Source organism: Stenotrophomonas terrae (assembly GCF_039674165.1).
Classification (GTDB): Bacteria; Pseudomonadota; Gammaproteobacteria; order Xanthomonadales; family Xanthomonadaceae; genus Stenotrophomonas; species Stenotrophomonas terrae_A.
The window spans coordinates 1-15,083 of record NZ_JBDJMY010000009.1 but is presented as its reverse complement, the minus strand read 5'-3'; the positions used below and the strand labels follow the sequence as shown (position 1 = coordinate 15,083).

Genomic DNA, 15,083 nt, shown 5'->3' with positions numbered 1-15,083 from the left:
GTGCCGAGCATGGCTCGGCAAGAGCTCCACCTGTAGTGCCGAGCCATGCTCGGCAGGAGTTTCACCGGTAGCGCCTCAGCCGAGCATGGCTCGGCTCTACAGGAGCAGCGTAAGCCGCCTAGCTCGCGGACTACTCAGCCCCGCGCAGCCCACCAGCTGCGCCACAGCAGGCCTGCCGGGCTTGGCTGGTACTCGCCGCCACGAATGCGTGCCTGCTGGCGGCCACGGGCCAGTACCGCATAGACCCGGCGCGGACGGGGCCCGGCCACGCGCGAGGGCCAGCCTGCCTGCAGCGCCTTGTCCCATTCCATTTCATTGCTGAAGGACTGCGGCAGTGCGGCCGCTTGTTCCTGCACGCGCAGGGCCAGCATCTGCGTGACCACCGCCTCGGCAGCTGCCGGCGACGGCTTGCTATTGAACATCGCCGCCTCCACCGCTGCCACCGCAGCGGCGTACTGCGCCAATGCCTTGCGTGCCTGCGCTGCATCCGCAGGACGATCGCGCGCGTCGATCAGCCCAGGCAGCGCGTCGGCCAACTGTGGCCATGGCGCACGTACCGGCTCCAGCACACGCCCCAGCGGATGCCGCGAGCGCTGCGCGTCCCAGCTGCGCAGTTCCTCGCCCCACCACGCCAACTTGGCGTCCTGCGGCGTGGTGTCGCCGCTGGCATTGAGCATGTCGTCAAATTCCTGCAGCAGCGCAAACCACGCCACGCTGCGGTCACGATCGGCCTCGTCGACAAAACGCTCCACGAAGGCCCATTCCGGCCACCGCTCACGCCACTTGTCCAGGAAGCTGTCCAGCGCACTGCTCACATCAAACCTCGTTGTTTCGATCAGGCCGAAGCCGGTTGGGTAGCTGGCCATGCGGCTGGCTGCCAGAGTTCGCTCGGTTGCCCGCACAGGCTGTCCGCCTGCCAGGCCTGCGGGTCGTCAGCGTCCAGACGATAGCCCCACAGTGCTGCCACCGACGGCATGCCGGCAGCGCGCGCGGCGATGATGTCGCGCTCGTCGTCGCCGACATAAACGCAGGCGCTGGCTGCGGTATTGATACGCTGCGCAGCCACTTCAAGCGGCAGCGGGTGCGGCTTGCGCTCGGCCAGGGTGTCGCCGCCGATCAGCACCGCGCAACGCTGTTGCCAGCCCTGTTGCGGCAGGATCAGGCGCGCCAGGTATTCGGGCTTGTTGGTGACGATGCCCCAGGTGGTACCGGCCTGCTCCAGCGCCTGCAGCATCGTCTCGATGCCATCGAACAACTGCGCGTACTGGCCGATCAGCGCTTCGTAGATCTCAAGGAATTCCGGCACCAGCGCATGCCGCTCGGCATCGCCCATCTGCGGGAATGCAACCGCCAACATCGCGCGCGCGCCCTTGGACACCGCCGGCCGCAATTGCTCCAGGCTCACCTCGGCCATGCCGCGCGCCTGCAGCATGCGATTGGCGGTGGCGACGAAGTCCGGCGCACTGTCCAGCAAGGTGCCATCCAGATCGAACAGCACCGCTGCAGGGAAAGCGGCGGCGGTCATGCCTGTTCCGGCTTGACCGCGTAGGCCAGGTAGTTGATGTCGGTGCGGCTGCTCAGCCGGGCGTGGTTACGCCACGGCTCGTAGGCCATGCCGGTGACGTCCTGCAAGGACAGATCGGCAGCCCGCAGCCATGCACCCAACTCGGCCGGCTTGATGAATTCCTGGTAGTGATGCGTGCCCTTGGGCAGCAGCCGGGCGATGTATTCGGCGCCGACAATGGCTACCGCAAACGCCGCCGGTGTACGGTTGATGGTGGACAGGAACAGCTTGCCACCCGGCCGCAACAGACGATGGCAGGCGGCGATGATCGCGCCTGGGTCCGGCACGTGCTCCAGCATTTCCATGCAGGTCACCACGTCGAAACTGCCGGCCTGTTCTTCGGCCAGGTCTTCAGCCGCCTGTACCCGGTAATCCACCGTGACGCCCGATTCCAACCCGTGCAGACGAGCGACTTTCACCAGCTCCGGTGCCAAGTCGATGGCGGTCACCTGCGCGCCTTCTTTGGCCAGCGCTTCACTGAGCAGGCCGCCGCCGCAGCCGATGTCCACGACCTTGGCGCCGCGCAGGGTCGCGCGTTCGGCCACGTACTTCAGGCGCACCGGGTTCAGCGCGTGCAGCGGCTTCTGCGGACCGTCGGCGTCCCACCAGCGGGTGGCCAGCGCGGCGAACTTGTCCAGTTCTGCCTGATCGAAATTGGTGGAGGTGGAAGCTGCGCTCATATCGGTTTCCTCTTGCGGCCGCCGTGCGGCGACCGGGTGCGCGGTCAGGCGCGGATGGTACGGATGCGGTCGCGCCACTGGCGCGCATTGGCAGTGATCGCGGCAATGTCCATGTCGACCAGCTGACGCTGGACCAGCTTGGGCTTGCCAGCAATCCACACATCACTGACCTGGTGGCGGCCAGCGGCATAGACCAGCTGCGACAGCACATGATGCAGCGGCTGCGTTTCCAGTGCAGACAGGTCCACGCAGGCCAGATCGGCCTGCTTGCCGACCTCGATCGAGCCGATGCGGTCGCCGAAGCCCAGCGCGCGTGCGCCGCCCAGCGTGGATGCACGCAGCGTGGTGGCCGCGTCCAGGGCGGTGGCGTCATTGGCCACGGCCTTGGCCAGGATGGCGGCGGTGCGGTTCTCGCTGAACATGTCCAGGTCGTTGTTGCTGGCGCAGCCGTCGGTGCCGATGGCCAGGTTGACCCCAGCCTTGACCAGCGCGCAGGCCGGGCAGAAGCCCGAGGCCAGCTTCAGGTTCGACTCCGGGCAATGCACCACGCTGACGCCGCGCTCGGCGCACAGGTGGATCTCGGCCTCGGTGAGCTGGGTCATGTGCACCGCGATCAGGCGGTCATTGACCAGCCCCAGCCGATCCAGCCGCGCCAGCGGTCGCTGGCCGTGCATGGCGATGGAGTCGCTGATTTCCTGTGCGGTTTCATGCGTGTGCAGATGTACCGGGATTTCCAGCTGGTCGGACAGCATCCGCACCCGCTCGAAGTTGGCATCGTTCACCGTATACGGTGCGTGCGGTGCGAACGCGGTGCCGATCAGCGGATCGCCGCGCCAGGCATCGTGCAGCTCGGTGGCGCGGGCGAAGTACTCGTCATCGGTCTTGGCCCAGGCACTGGGGAAATCGATGATCACCGAGCCCACCAACGCGCGGAAGCCGTGCTGCTTGTAGACAGCGGCCTGCACGTCGGCGAAGAAATAGTTTTCGTTGGCGCAGGTGGTACCACCGCGCAGCATCTCGGCAATGGCCAGGGTGGTGCCGTCGGCGACGAACTCCGGCCCGATCACCGCCGCTTCCACCGGCCAGATGTGCTCACGCAGCCAGGTCATCAGTGGCAGATCATCGGCGATGCCGCGCAGCAGCGTCATCGGGTTGTGGGTGTGGGCATTGACCAGGCCGGGGATCAGCGCCGCATCCGGGCGCGAAACAACCTGCTTTGCGCTGAAACGCGCACGGGCCTCGGCGCGCGGCAGCACCGCCACGATCACACCGTTGCTGATCGCCACCGCGTGGTCTTCAAGCACCACCGCATGCGGCTCTACCGGCACTACGTAACCGGCTTCGATCAATAGATCGCACTGCTGGGGTTGGATATCACTCACGCCGGTTCACCTCTGGATCTGTTGCTGTATCCATCCGGCCGAAGCCGGATGCGAAAAAGGCTTCGAGCTCCCCGAAGGTCGCCCGAAGCCCAATGTTACCTGCGCAGCAGTCCCCGCCTTGACGGGGATTGCGGGCCAAGGCAAAGGCTGGAGCCAATGCCAATGCAATCCCAACCTGCGCGGGGATGACGCAATGGCATTGGCGTTTGCGCGTTGCGCAAACACGCCATTACGTCACTTGACGCGCGCTGAGTACTCGCCCGAACGCGTGTCAACACGGATGATTTCATCCTGGTTGACGAACAGCGGCACGCGCACCACCGCGCCGGATTCCAGCGTGGCCGGCTTGCCGCCGCCACCGGAGGTGTCACCGCGCACGCCCGGGTCGGTCTCCACGATCTTCAGCTCGACGAAGTTCGGCGGGGTCACGTCGATCGGCACGCCGTTCCACAGGGTCACCACGCAGGACTCTTCGCCCTTGAGCCACTTCTCGGCGCCATTCATGCCAGCCTTGTCGGCCTGCACCTGCTCGAAGGATTCCGGGTCCATGAAGTGCCAGTACTCGCCGTCGCTGTACATGTAGTTCATGTCGGTATCGACCACATCAGCTGCATCCAGCGTGTCGGTCGACTTCATGGTCACTTCCTGGGTACGGCCGTCCTTGATCAGGCGGTACTTCACGCGGGTGAAGGATTGGCCCTTGCCCGGCTTGACGTACTCGGTGTCGATGATGACCGCCGGGGCGTTATTGACCAGGATCTTCATCCCGTTCTTTACGTCGTTCATGCCGTAACTGGCCATGCTGAAACTCCTGAATTGGCAAAACCGCCGCGTGTTGCGGGCGGCCGGATTAGAATGGAACGCCCGCCATCTGGCAGGCCATCTGTTTTTCTGACCGCCAATGATAACCGCAGCCCCCGCCCTCACTCCAGAAAAAGCCATCCTCACCCTGCCCGACGACCGCTGGCAGGCGCACTGGCGCCAAGCCATCCGCGAGCCGGCCGAGCTGCTGGCGCTGTTGGGGCTGGATGCGCAGGCCATGGGGGTTTCAGCCGCAGCGCTGGCCCAGTTCGCGCTGCGGGTGCCGCGCGGTTTTGTCGCCCGCATGCGCCACGGCGACCCGGCCGATCCGCTGCTGCGGCAGGTGCTGCCAATCAGCGACGAGATGCAGGTGGTCCCCGGGTTCAGCTTTGATGCGGTCGGTGATGGCCAGGCCAAGAAGGCTACCGGGGTGATCCAGAAATACCGCGGCCGCGCCCTGCTGGTGACCACCGGCAGCTGTGCGATCAACTGCCGCTACTGTTTCCGCCGCCACTTCGACTATGCCGGCGAGAATGCGGCCAAGGGCGGTTGGCAGGAGGCGGTGGCGGCAATCGCCGCCGACCCGGACATCGACGAGGTCATCCTGTCCGGCGGTGATCCACTGTCGCTGAGCACCTCCAAGCTGGCCGAGCTGACCGACGCCTTGGCCGCCATCCCCCACATCAAGCGCCTGCGCATCCACAGCCGCCTGCCGGTGGTGCTGCCGGAGCGGGTCGACGATGCCCTGCTGCACTGGCTGCGCAGCCTGCCCTGGCCGGTGGCCTTCGTGCTGCACGCCAACCACGCCAATGAATTCGACAGCCAGGTCGATGCCGCCCTGGCCCGCATCCGTGGCACCGGCGCCCAGCTGCTCAACCAGGCGGTGCTGCTGCGTGGCGTGAATGACGACCTGGACGCGCTGGCCGCACTGAGCGAGCGCAGCTTTGCCGCCGGGGTGATGCCTTATTACCTGTACCAGCTGGACAAGGTGCAGGGCGCGGCCCATTTCGAGGTCAGCGATGCACAGGCGCTGGCCCTGCACGCCGGGCTGATGGCCCGGCTGTCCGGCTATCTGGTGCCCAAGCTGGTGCGCGAGATCGCCGGCGACACCAGCAAGCGGCCGCTCTGAACCGGCGCGGCCGGCTCAGCGCAACGCCGCCATGGAACTCCGCTCCAGCAGGCTTACCAGGCCGGGCGCGTCCAGCGGACGGCCAAGCCAGTAGCCCTGCACCAGGTCACAGCCGCGCTGGCTGAGCAGTTCGAACTGCGCCTCCTGCTCCACGCCTTCGGCCACCACCGTGATCCCCAGCGCATGCGCCATGGCGATGATCGCCGTGGTCAGGGCCAGGTCGTCGGCATCACGCTCCATGTCGGCGACAAAGCTGCGGTCGATCTTGACCCCGTCCACCGGCACCTGGCGCAGATGGCTGAGCCCGGAGAACCCGGTACCAAAGTCGTCCAGCCATACCCTCACCCCGGCCCGGTGCAGCTTCTCCAGCAATGACACGGCGAGCATTTCATCGCCGATGACCGCCGTCTCGGTCAGCTCCAGGTGCAACCGCGATGCGGCGAGGCCGGAGCCAAGCAGGCTGCTTTCAACCTCCTGCAGCAGGTTGCCGTTGCGCAGCTGCTTTGGCGAGACGTTGACCGAAATGAACAACTCTTCGCCAATCGCATTGCGCGGCCAGCGTTTTGCCTGCTCGCAGGCCGCCCGCAGCACCCTGGGGCCCAGCACCTGGATCAGGCCGCTCTGCTCGGCCACGTCGATGAACAGGCTCGGCGGAATCGCGCCCAGCACCGGGTGGTCCCAGCGCAGCAGCACTTCGGCGCCACACAGCATGCGGTCACGGGTACGGAAGATGGGCTGGTAGACCAGCCGCAGCTCGTTGCGTTCCCAGGCCCCGCGCAGTTCCTGCTCCAGATGCAGACGCCGCTCCACCGCATGGTCCATCGCCCGGCTGTAGTAGCGGAAACAATTCTTGCCGGCCAGCTTGGCCTGGTACATGGCGATATCGCCATTCTTCAGCAAGGCCGTGGCATCGACCGCGTCCTCCGGGAACAAGGTGATGCCGATCGAGCTGCCAAGAAAGATCTCGCGCTGCTGCACCTGCAGCGGCTTGGCCAGGTCGATCACCAGCCGATCAGCCAACTGCTTGGCGATTTCGGCCGCACTGCGCGCGCCCTGGCCGATCAGAATGACGAACTCATCACCACCAAAGCGGGCCAGCAAAGCGTCATCGCCGCCAATCTCCTCGACTGCAGCTGCAATGTGCTGTGCGAACTGCAGCAGGGCATCGTCACCGGCCTCGTGCCCCAGCGTGTCATTGACCCGCTTGAACTCGTCGATGTCGATGAACAGCAGCGCCAGCCCACGCCCCGCCGCCTGCGCACCCAGCAGGCGGTGATCCAGCGCCTCGCGGAAGGCCAACCGGTTGGTCAGGCCGGTCAAGGCGTCGGTATAGGCCATCTGGCGCACATCACGGTCATGCCGGGCGATGCTGTGGCTCATGCGGTCGAAGGTGCGCAGCAGCTCGCCGACCTCATCGCCGCGCTGCGTGGACTGCGCTTCGATCAGGTAATCGCCGCGCTCGATGCGCCGTGCCGCCGCGCCCAGCCAGCGGATCGGCCGCACCAGGGTGTACTGCACATAGAAGGCCATCACGCAGGCGAAGGCGACCAGCAGCAGCATCAGCCCGATGGCCCAGCCCAGCTCGCGCCGCTGCGACTGCTGCATGCGCTGCTCCAGGGCAGCCATCGACGCGGACTCCTGCGCACGCACCGGCGCCAGGTTCATGCCCACGCGCAGGCCACCCAGGCGCTGTTCGCCGATGGACAGCGGCATGTCGACTTCCAGTATCCCGAGCGACTCCTGCACCTGCGGCTTGCGCGCGGCTACCGCCGCTGCGGCCAGCGGGTCATACATCGGCTGCCCATAACCGGCCACATCGAAGGAGCCGTCATGGATAAGCCGCCCCTCGGTGTCATGCACCAACACGTAGCTGACCGACTTCTGTCGCGCGGTGTTGCGCACCAGCGTGCCAATCGCCGATAGATCAGAGTAGTAGAGAGGATTGACCAGGGTGTCGGCCAGGGCATTGGCCAGCGCCGCGCCGCGCTCGCGCACACCCTGGTCGAAAACCTGGCTGAGTACCTCGTCACTATTGCGCAGCGCCTCGCGCTGGGCCGCAGCCTGCCGCACCAGCATGAAGCTGACGATCAGCAGCACCACCAGCAGCGCCGCACCGCTGGCCAACGCAAAACGCGCCTGCAATCCAAACCGGGGCATTTTCATTCAACCTCCATGCGGATGCGCAGCAGGCCACGGCGCAGGCGCTCGAGCGCGCGCAGGTTGTCCGGGTCCACCACGTGGAAACCGGTGGTGCCGAAAAACCTGGCCAGCGCCGGGCCGGCCACCGGATCGCTGCTGGCCTGCAACAGCACTTGCTGCAGGCGCTCGCGCACCGCCGGATCCAGATCGGCGCGCACCATCTCGACCGCACGCGGGATGGGCTCACTGCGGTACAGCACGCGCATGTCCTGGCGGAATGCCGGCGGCAGGGCGTGGTCATCGTTCCAGTCGATGCTGCTGATCACCCCGCCGTCCACCACGCGCTTGTGCACATAGGTGGAGATGTTCAGTTCCGAGCGCGCAAACACGTAACCCACCGAATCCTCGGCAGGCGTGTCCCGTGGGTCCAGCAGGATTTCCGGCTGCAGGCCGTGGTCCAGCAACTCCATTGCCGGCACCAGGTATGCACTGGTGGACAGCGCACTCTGCAAGGCCAGGCTGCGCCCGCGCAGACCTTCCAGGCTGGTCACCGGGCTGTCGCGGCGGACGAAGAACACACTGTGATAGCTGCCCACGCCGTTGCGCTCGGTCAGCAGCAGCGGCTTTGCGCCCGCCCGCTGGCCCAGCGCCATCGCCGTCCCGGCAGTCTCGGTAACCCAGTCAACCCGGCCGCGCCGCAGATAGCTGCCCATCTGCTGCGCGTCCTTGGCCATCAGGATGCGCCCTTCGACGATCCCGACCCCGCGCATGCGCGGCACCACATAGTCCAGCAGTGGCTTGAGCTGTTCGTAGTGCGCCTTCGGATCATCACTGATCCGCCCCAATACCAGAACCGAACGATCAACCGCCCCGACCACCACGGGCTGCAGCGCAGCCAGTGTCAGTACGGCTCCCCAAAGCCATCGCAAGACACCCAAAACGACACCCCCTAATCCATCCCCACAGATTACCGGAACCAACAAAGCGTGATGAATCTCTCAGTTTTTTGGCTCCATTGCTAGTCGTGCCATGCGCTGGGCATCGGACAGGATGCCACGCATCAACCGCACCTCCTGCTCGGACAGCTCGGCCTTCATGAACAGGCGGCGCAATTTGCGCATCGCCGACTCAGGTGCGCGGCCCTTGTGGAAATCGATCTGTTCCAGGGTGTCGCCAAACTGGCCAAACAGCCCCTCCAGCTGCGCATGGCTGGCCGGCGCCTCGCCATGCCCCAGCTCGGCCGGCGCTGCCGCCGCCACCCCGGCCTGGGCTTCCAGCGCCGCCATGCGCACTTCGTAGGCCAGCACCTGCACCGCGGCGGCGAGATTCAGCGAGCTGAACTCGGGATCGGATGGGATATGCACGGCGGCGTGGCAGAGCTGCAGCTCTTCGTTGCTCAGGCCGGTGCGTTCACGGCCGAACACGAAGGCGACCTCGGCCGGCTCGGCCGCCTTGGCCACCGCCCGCTGGCCCGCCAGCTCAGGCAGCAGCTCTTCCAGCTGCACCCGCCGCGAGCGCGCGGTGCAACCCAATACCAGCCGGCAATCGGCCACGGCTTCGGCAAGGCTCGCCACTACCGGCGCATCGCCGAGCACATCCTCGGCACCGGCCGAGCGGCGGAAAGCGTCCTCGTCCAAGGGTTTTTCCGGCGCCACCAGCACCAGCCGCGCCAGCCCCATGGTCTTCATCGCACGGGCCGCCGCGCCGATGTTGCCGGGGTGCTGAGTGCCAACAAGAACGAATCGAATATGAGCAGAAACAGACATGGCGTTAAAAAATCAGGAGCGAGACAGCTGTAGATGGTAAACTGCGCGGCCGGCCTTTGCGCCGGACTTGCTCTTTTCCCCCGCCAATCCGATCTCTGCCCTCACGGGAGCCTTTAGCCATGCAGAAACCCGCCGTAACCGTCATGGTCAAGGCCGCTCGCCTCGCCGGCAACGTCCTGCTCCGCAACATCAACAAGCTTGAAGCCCTCAACGTGGTACAGAAGGGTCGGATGGATTACGCCAGCGAAGTCGATGCTGATGCGGAAAAAGTCATCGTCAAGGAACTCAAGCGCGCCTACCCGGAATACGGCATCTATGCCGAAGAAGGCGGCCTGCAGGGCGTCAACCGGATGATGTGGGTGATCGACCCGCTCGATGGCACCAGCAACTACCTGCGCGGCTTCCCGCACTACTGCGTCTCCATCGCCCTGGTTGAAAACGGCGAGCCGACCGACGCGGTCATCTTCGATCCACTGCGCAATGAGCTGTTCACTGCCTCCAAGGGCAATGGCGCCGTGCTCAACGACCGCCGCCTGCGCGTGTCTGACCGCAAGGATCTGGAAGGCACGATGATCCACACCGGCTTCGCTCCGCGCGAACGCAGCCGTGCCAGCACCCAGCTCAAGACCGTCGACACCCTGCTGGTGCAGGCTGAAGACGTGCGCCGTACCGGCTCTGCCGCGCTGGACCTGGCCTACGTGGCCTGCGGCCGCGCCGACGCCTATTTCGAAGCAGGCGTGAAGGCTTGGGACATCGCTGCCGGCGTGCTGCTGGTTCGCGAAGCCGGCGGCAAGGTCTGCAACTACCGCGGCGCCCCGCTGGACCGCATGGATTCGCGCGGCCCGGAAACCCAGCAGGTCGTGGCTGGCAACATCAAGGTGTGCGAAGCCCTGCAGAAGGTCATCGTCAACACCGGTTACGCCGCCGAGTTCGATCCGAAGTTCTGATCCAGCTGCCATAAGCTGAGAGTCATCCAGAATCCGATGCCAGAACTGGCATCGGATTTTTTGTGGGCACACATTTTTTTTGTAGGAGCGGCGTAAGCCGCGAAGCGAAAAATCCATCAGACGATGCGGGCAGCCAGTGCTTCATCAGCGCCAGCTTCGCGGCTTACGCCGCTCCTACAAAACGCGGGCCAATCAGCCTACCGCCGGCACAACCACCGCACCGGGCCGTACCTGCCGGCCCCAGCCGAAGCGCGCGGCCAGGTAGATTTCCAGCAACACCAGCGCCATCACGATCAGCAAAGGCAGCAGCAAACCAAAGTAGATACCCGGCATCATCGAGCCAATCTGCGCCTTCAGCAGGCGGATCACGCCCTTGGTGTGCAGCAGCTCACTCATGCGCATGCCCAACGCCTCGCGGAATACGGATTCATCCAGCCCGCTGCGGCCGCCAACCTGCTCCACCAGACTGTCCTCCACCCATTGCAGCATCACCTCGCTGCGCAGGTGCTCGACACCCTTGCGTGCCCAACGCTGGACCAGGCCCTCGCCCTTGAGCACACCGGCGTCGGCCAGGCGGTGCCCGCTCAGATAGGCCTCAACCGCGGCGCGTGCAGCATCGTGCGCGGAAACATCATCGCGCAGCATCGCCTGCAGCTCAGGAGTCTCCAGGGTGTGCTGGAAATCGACCAGCCAATGCTCCATCGCCGCCTGCAGATGCGGCTGGAAGTGATCAATCTGTTTGTACAGCGCGCGCTGGCCGCCAGCGACCAGACCCAACTGCAGGCCAATGAAGGCAAACAACAGCGGCAGTACCACCACGTAACTGGCGATCAACCAGTGATGCCAACGCCGACACCGTGCAAGCCCGCCACGTCGTGCCAGCACGACCCAGACCGCGACGCCGAACGCCAGGCCGAGGATCGCCCCCAACACCGCACCGCCGATCAGATCCAGCAGACTCAGTCCGTTCCAGAACTCGAACGCCCAATACTGTGCATCCTGCACTGCGTACTCCCAGCTTGTTTGCGAGGGCTAGAGGGTAGATACAAACCGGCAAGGGGAGAAGGCCAGCGTCTGGTTTCTACAGACAGCAACTGGCCAATCTGCCAACTGAATGCACACAGCGGCGCAGCAAAGGGCAAAAACAGACAACGCCCCTTGCGGGGCGCTGTTTTCAATCACTGGGCGGGTGCCGGCCTGGCACCCACGCCAACCAGCCCTGACTCAGGCTACCGTCGACGAACGCAGCGCGGCGATGCGTTCTTCCAGCGGCGGATGGCTCAGGAACAGCTTCTTGGCAGCCGACCCGGCAATGCCGAATGCAGCGATCTGGGTCGGCAAGGTGCTCTGGCCGTGGTTGAGCTTCAAGCGCTCCAGTGCCGCGATCATCTTCTGCCGGCCGGCCAGCGAGGCACCGCCTTGATCGGCGCGGAACTCACGACGGCGCGAGAACCACATCGCGATCATGGTCGCGAACAGGCCAAACACCATTTCCAGCACGAACACGATGATGTAGTACGCAAAGCCACGGCCGCCGCCTTCGCGGTTGCCCGACAGCGCACTGTCGATGACGCCACCGACCACGCGCGCCAGCACGATCACGAAGGTGTTCAACACACCCTGCAACAGCGCCATGGTGATCATGTCGCCATTGGCGACGTGGGCGATTTCATGGCCCAGCACCGCCTCGGCTTCATCCTCGCTCATGTTGTGCAGCAGGCCGGTGGAAACCGCCACCAGCGCATTGTTGCGGTTGGCACCGGTGGCGAAGGCGTTGATTTCCGGCGCGTCATAGACCGCTACTTCCGGCATGCCGATGCCGGCCGCCTTGGCCTGGCGGGCAACGGTGTCCAGCAGCCAGCGTTCGGTCTGGTTGCGCGGCTCGGTGATGACGACAGCGCCGGTGCCGCGCTTGGCCATGAACTTGGACAGCAGCAGCGAGATGATCGAGCCACCGAAGCCGAAAATGGCCGCCATGACCAGCAAGCCGCTCATCTGCGAGGAGTTCACGCCCAGGATGGACATGACGACGCTGGCCAGTATCAACACGGCAACGTTGGTCAGAAGAAACAGCCCGATACGGGTAAACATGGGAAACAGATCCATAAGGATTGGAGATACAGGCAATTTGCGGCGCAGACAGCTTGAATTCAAGCATTAATCTGACCGACGATTCAGTTTCAATGCCAGCCATTCATTACCGCGGCCGTTTTGCGCCCTCCCCGACCGGCCCCTTGCATCTGGGCTCCCTGCTGGCCGCCTTCGGCAGCTGGCTGCTGGCCCGCCATGCCGGCGGCCAATGGCTGGTACGAGTGGAAGACGTCGACCCGCCCCGCGAGGTAGCCGGCGCAGTCGAGTCGCAGCTGGCCACGCTGGCCGCGTTCGGCCTGCACTCCGATGCCCCGGTGCAGTACCAGAGCCGGCGCAGCGCGCTGTACCAGGCCGCAATCGACCAGCTGTTGGCGCAGAACAAGGCCTTTGCCTGCCATTGCAGCCGTGCCGATCTGGCCAGCCAGCACGGCATCCACCGCTACTGCGTCGCCAGCCAACAGCGCCCGCAGCCGGCGATCCGCCTGCGCGTGGCCGACGGCAGCCATGTCAGCTTCGACGACGCCCTGCAGGGCCGGCAGCAGCAGGACGTGGACCGCGAAGTCGGCGACGTGGTGCTGCTGCGCGCCGATGGCTGCTGGGCCTACCAGCTGGCTGTCGTGGTGGACGACGCCGAGCAGGGCATCACCGATGTGGTCCGCGGCGCCGACCTGATCGATTCGACCGCGCGGCAGATCCTGCTGCAACGTGCGCTGGGCCTGGCCACCCCGCACTACCTGCACCTGCCACTGCTGCTGGACAGCAGCGGCCAGAAACTTTCCAAGTCCCAGGCGGCCGTGCCCGTGGATGCAGCACGGCCGGTGCCGGTATTGCGCTGGCTGTGGGCGGCGCTAGGCCAGGACCCCGCGCCACTGGAGGCGGCCGCCAGCGTTGCCGAGACCCTGCAGCATGCCGCGGCCAGCTTCAGGCCGGACCGGTTGCAAAAAACCTCGCTGCACGCGCCCATCCAGCCCCCGGGCTGAGCACAGTTTCATTAGAATCATCGGCTCCCCTGCCCTCTGCCTGGAGTTGAGCCCATGACATCGCGCGTCGCACTGGTCACCGGTGGTACCGGCGGCATTGGTACCGCCATCTGCCAACGCCTCGCCGATCAAGGGCACCGGGTCGCCACCAACTACCGCAACGCCGAAAAGGCGAAGCAGTGGCAGCAGACGATGCACGGCAAAGGCTATGACATCGCATTGTTCGAGGGCGACGTATCCAACCCGGACAGCGGCCGCGCCCTGATCCAGGCCACCGAAGCCGAACTGGGGCCGGTGGAGATCCTGGTCAACAATGCCGGTATCACCCGCGACACCACTTTCCACCGGATGAGCCCGGAGCAGTGGCATGAGGTGATCAATACCAACCTCAACTCGGTGTTCAACGTGACCCGCCCGGTGATCGAAGGCATGCGCAAGCGCGGCTGGGGCCGGGTGATCCAGATCAGCTCGATCAACGGCCTCAAGGGCCAGTACGGCCAGGCCAACTACGCCGCCGCCAAGGCCGGCATGCACGGCTTCACCATCTCCCTGGCGCGCGAGAACGCCGGCTTCGGCATCACCGTCAACACCATTTCGCCAGGCTATGTGGCTACCGACATGGTGATGGCCGTGCCCGAGGAAGTGCGCGCCAAGATCATTGCCGATATTCCAACCGGTCGGCTGGGCAAACCGGAGGAGATCGCCTACGCGGTGGCCTTCCTGGTGGCCGAGGAAGCCAGCTGGATCACCGGCTCCAATCTGGACATCAATGGCGGCCACCACATGGGCTGGTGACAAGCGCTGCGATGTTGCAGGGCACAGACCCTCATGCTGCGCAACAAATCCTGCGTTCTCCGATGCTTGCAACCTGTACTAATGGCGGTTGCAAGCCCTGCTGCACTGCGCCATGCTGCGCACCTACCGTGACGAGTGACTGCTTAATGGCTGCGACCCGCATCATCAAGAAGTATCCGAATCGCCGGCTCTACGACACCGAGATTTCCAGCTACATCACCATCGAAGACGTACGCCAGTTGATCCTTGACGGCGAGGACTTCGAGGTCCGCGACGCCAAGAGCGGCGACGACCTGACCCGTTCGGTGCTGCTGCAGATCATCGCGGACAAGGAGCAGGACGGCGAGCCGATGCTGTCGACCCAGTTGTTGAGCCAGTTGATCCGTTTCTACGGTGACTCGTTGCAGGGCTTCATGGGCAATTACCTGGAGCGCAGCATGCAGGTGTTCCTGGACCAGCAGCAGCAGTTCCGCCAGCAGATGGGCAACCTGCTTGGGCAGACCCCGTGGGCGATGATGAACCAGCTCACCGAGCGCAACCTGGAGCTGTGGCAGGAATTCCAGCGCAACATGGGCACCGGCTTTGGCGGCACCCGCCCGCCGGCAGGCACCGGCAGCAAGCCAGCTGATCCGCCGCCGACCAGCCCCCCCGGTGGCAAGACCCGCAGCAGCCGCTGAGGGCAACGAAAAGGCCGACGCAAGCGTCGGCCTTTTGCTTTGTTGGGCAGGCTTTTTTGCTTCCTTTTTTGTGGGAGCGGGGGGAACCGCGAAACGACAACCAAAACAGGGGACGGGAGCGGGGCGGCGGAC

General features: G+C 65.2%; 15 protein-coding genes. 5 read left to right on the top strand and 10 right to left on the bottom strand.

The annotated features are described in order from the left end of the window. Positions 1-134 precede the first annotated feature (134 nt). From ABE493_RS05925 to efp, 5 genes are all read right to left on the bottom strand, one after another. A complete protein-coding gene (locus ABE493_RS05925; protein WP_346498023.1) occupies positions 135-866 on the bottom strand; it encodes a phytoene/squalene synthase family protein in 732 nt (243 codons plus the stop codon). Further along, complete coding sequence (locus tag ABE493_RS05920) at positions 836-1,525, bottom strand: phosphoglycolate phosphatase (RefSeq protein WP_346498022.1); 690 nt, start codon at positions 1,523-1,525, stop codon at positions 836-838. The genes ABE493_RS05925 and ABE493_RS05920 overlap by 31 nt, the downstream gene beginning before the upstream one ends. Next, complete coding sequence (ubiG, locus tag ABE493_RS05915; protein WP_346498021.1) at positions 1,522-2,244, bottom strand: bifunctional 2-polyprenyl-6-hydroxyphenol methylase/3-demethylubiquinol 3-O-methyltransferase UbiG; 723 nt, start codon at positions 2,242-2,244, stop codon at positions 1,522-1,524. Before ubiG ends, ABE493_RS05920 begins: the two co-directional genes overlap by 4 nt. A gap of 44 nt (positions 2,245-2,288) precedes the next feature. Then, complete coding sequence (locus ABE493_RS05910) at positions 2,289-3,626, bottom strand: TRZ/ATZ family hydrolase (protein ID WP_346498020.1); 1,338 nt, start codon at positions 3,624-3,626, stop codon at positions 2,289-2,291. Between the two features lie 234 nt (positions 3,627-3,860). After that, the gene (gene efp, locus ABE493_RS05905; RefSeq protein WP_346498019.1) at positions 3,861-4,427 is read right to left on the bottom strand and encodes an elongation factor P; all 567 of its coding nucleotides are present in this window, start codon (positions 4,425-4,427) and stop codon (positions 3,861-3,863) included. A gap of 100 nt (positions 4,428-4,527) precedes the next feature. On the opposite strand from efp, the gene epmB reads away from it, so the two are divergent. Continuing rightward, positions 4,528-5,556 carry an EF-P beta-lysylation protein EpmB gene (gene epmB / locus ABE493_RS05900; protein ID WP_346498018.1) on the top strand — a complete coding sequence of 343 codons (1,029 nt, stop codon included), beginning with the start codon at positions 4,528-4,530 and terminating at the stop codon, positions 5,554-5,556. Between the two features lie 15 nt (positions 5,557-5,571). On the opposite strand, the gene ABE493_RS05895 is transcribed toward epmB, so the two are convergent. From ABE493_RS05895 to ABE493_RS05885, 3 genes are read right to left on the bottom strand one after another with little or no spacing between them, the layout of a single operon-like run. Further along, complete coding sequence (locus tag ABE493_RS05895) at positions 5,572-7,719, bottom strand: putative bifunctional diguanylate cyclase/phosphodiesterase (protein ID WP_346498017.1); 2,148 nt, start codon at positions 7,717-7,719, stop codon at positions 5,572-5,574. Then, positions 7,716-8,633 carry a phosphate/phosphite/phosphonate ABC transporter substrate-binding protein gene (locus tag ABE493_RS05890; RefSeq protein ID WP_430980722.1) on the bottom strand — a complete coding sequence of 306 codons (918 nt, stop codon included), beginning with the start codon at positions 8,631-8,633 and terminating at the stop codon, positions 7,716-7,718. Before ABE493_RS05890 ends, ABE493_RS05895 begins: the two co-directional genes overlap by 4 nt. Before the next feature lie 60 nt (positions 8,634-8,693). Next, entirely contained in the window at positions 8,694-9,461 is a 768-nt protein-coding gene (locus tag ABE493_RS05885; RefSeq protein ID WP_346498016.1) for an RNA methyltransferase, read from the bottom strand. A gap of 119 nt (positions 9,462-9,580) precedes the next feature. Here ABE493_RS05885 and ABE493_RS05880 point away from each other — a divergent pair, with 119 nt between their 5' ends. Further along, positions 9,581-10,408: an inositol monophosphatase family protein gene (locus ABE493_RS05880; RefSeq protein WP_057626195.1), complete on the top strand. Its 828-nt coding sequence runs from the start codon at positions 9,581-9,583 to the stop codon at positions 10,406-10,408. A 192-nt stretch (positions 10,409-10,600) separates the two neighbouring features. On the opposite strand, the gene ABE493_RS05875 is transcribed toward ABE493_RS05880, so the two are convergent. Both ABE493_RS05875 and htpX read right to left on the bottom strand, forming a co-directional pair. Next, positions 10,601-11,413 carry a hypothetical protein gene (locus tag ABE493_RS05875; protein ID WP_346498015.1) on the bottom strand — a complete coding sequence of 271 codons (813 nt, stop codon included), beginning with the start codon at positions 11,411-11,413 and terminating at the stop codon, positions 10,601-10,603. Between the two features lie 219 nt (positions 11,414-11,632). Next, positions 11,633-12,499 (bottom strand): protease HtpX, encoded by an 867-nt coding sequence (htpX, locus tag ABE493_RS05870; protein ID WP_346498014.1) that lies wholly within the window; start codon positions 12,497-12,499, stop codon positions 11,633-11,635. A 92-nt stretch (positions 12,500-12,591) separates the two neighbouring features. On the opposite strand from htpX, the gene gluQRS reads away from it, so the two are divergent. The 3 genes from gluQRS (at position 12,592) to phaR (ending at position 14,951) form a co-directional block, all read left to right on the top strand. Beyond that, positions 12,592-13,479, top strand: a complete 888-nt coding sequence (gene gluQRS / locus ABE493_RS05865; RefSeq protein WP_346498013.1) for a tRNA glutamyl-Q(34) synthetase GluQRS — start codon at positions 12,592-12,594, stop codon at positions 13,477-13,479. 54 nt (positions 13,480-13,533) lie between these two features. Continuing rightward, on the top strand, positions 13,534-14,274 hold the full coding sequence (locus tag ABE493_RS05860) for a beta-ketoacyl-ACP reductase (RefSeq protein WP_346498012.1): 741 nt from the start codon (positions 13,534-13,536) through the stop codon (positions 14,272-14,274). A 146-nt stretch (positions 14,275-14,420) separates the two neighbouring features. Continuing rightward, positions 14,421-14,951 (top strand): polyhydroxyalkanoate synthesis repressor PhaR, encoded by a 531-nt coding sequence (gene phaR, locus ABE493_RS05855; RefSeq protein ID WP_346498011.1) that lies wholly within the window; start codon positions 14,421-14,423, stop codon positions 14,949-14,951. Positions 14,952-15,083: the final 132 nt, after the last annotated feature.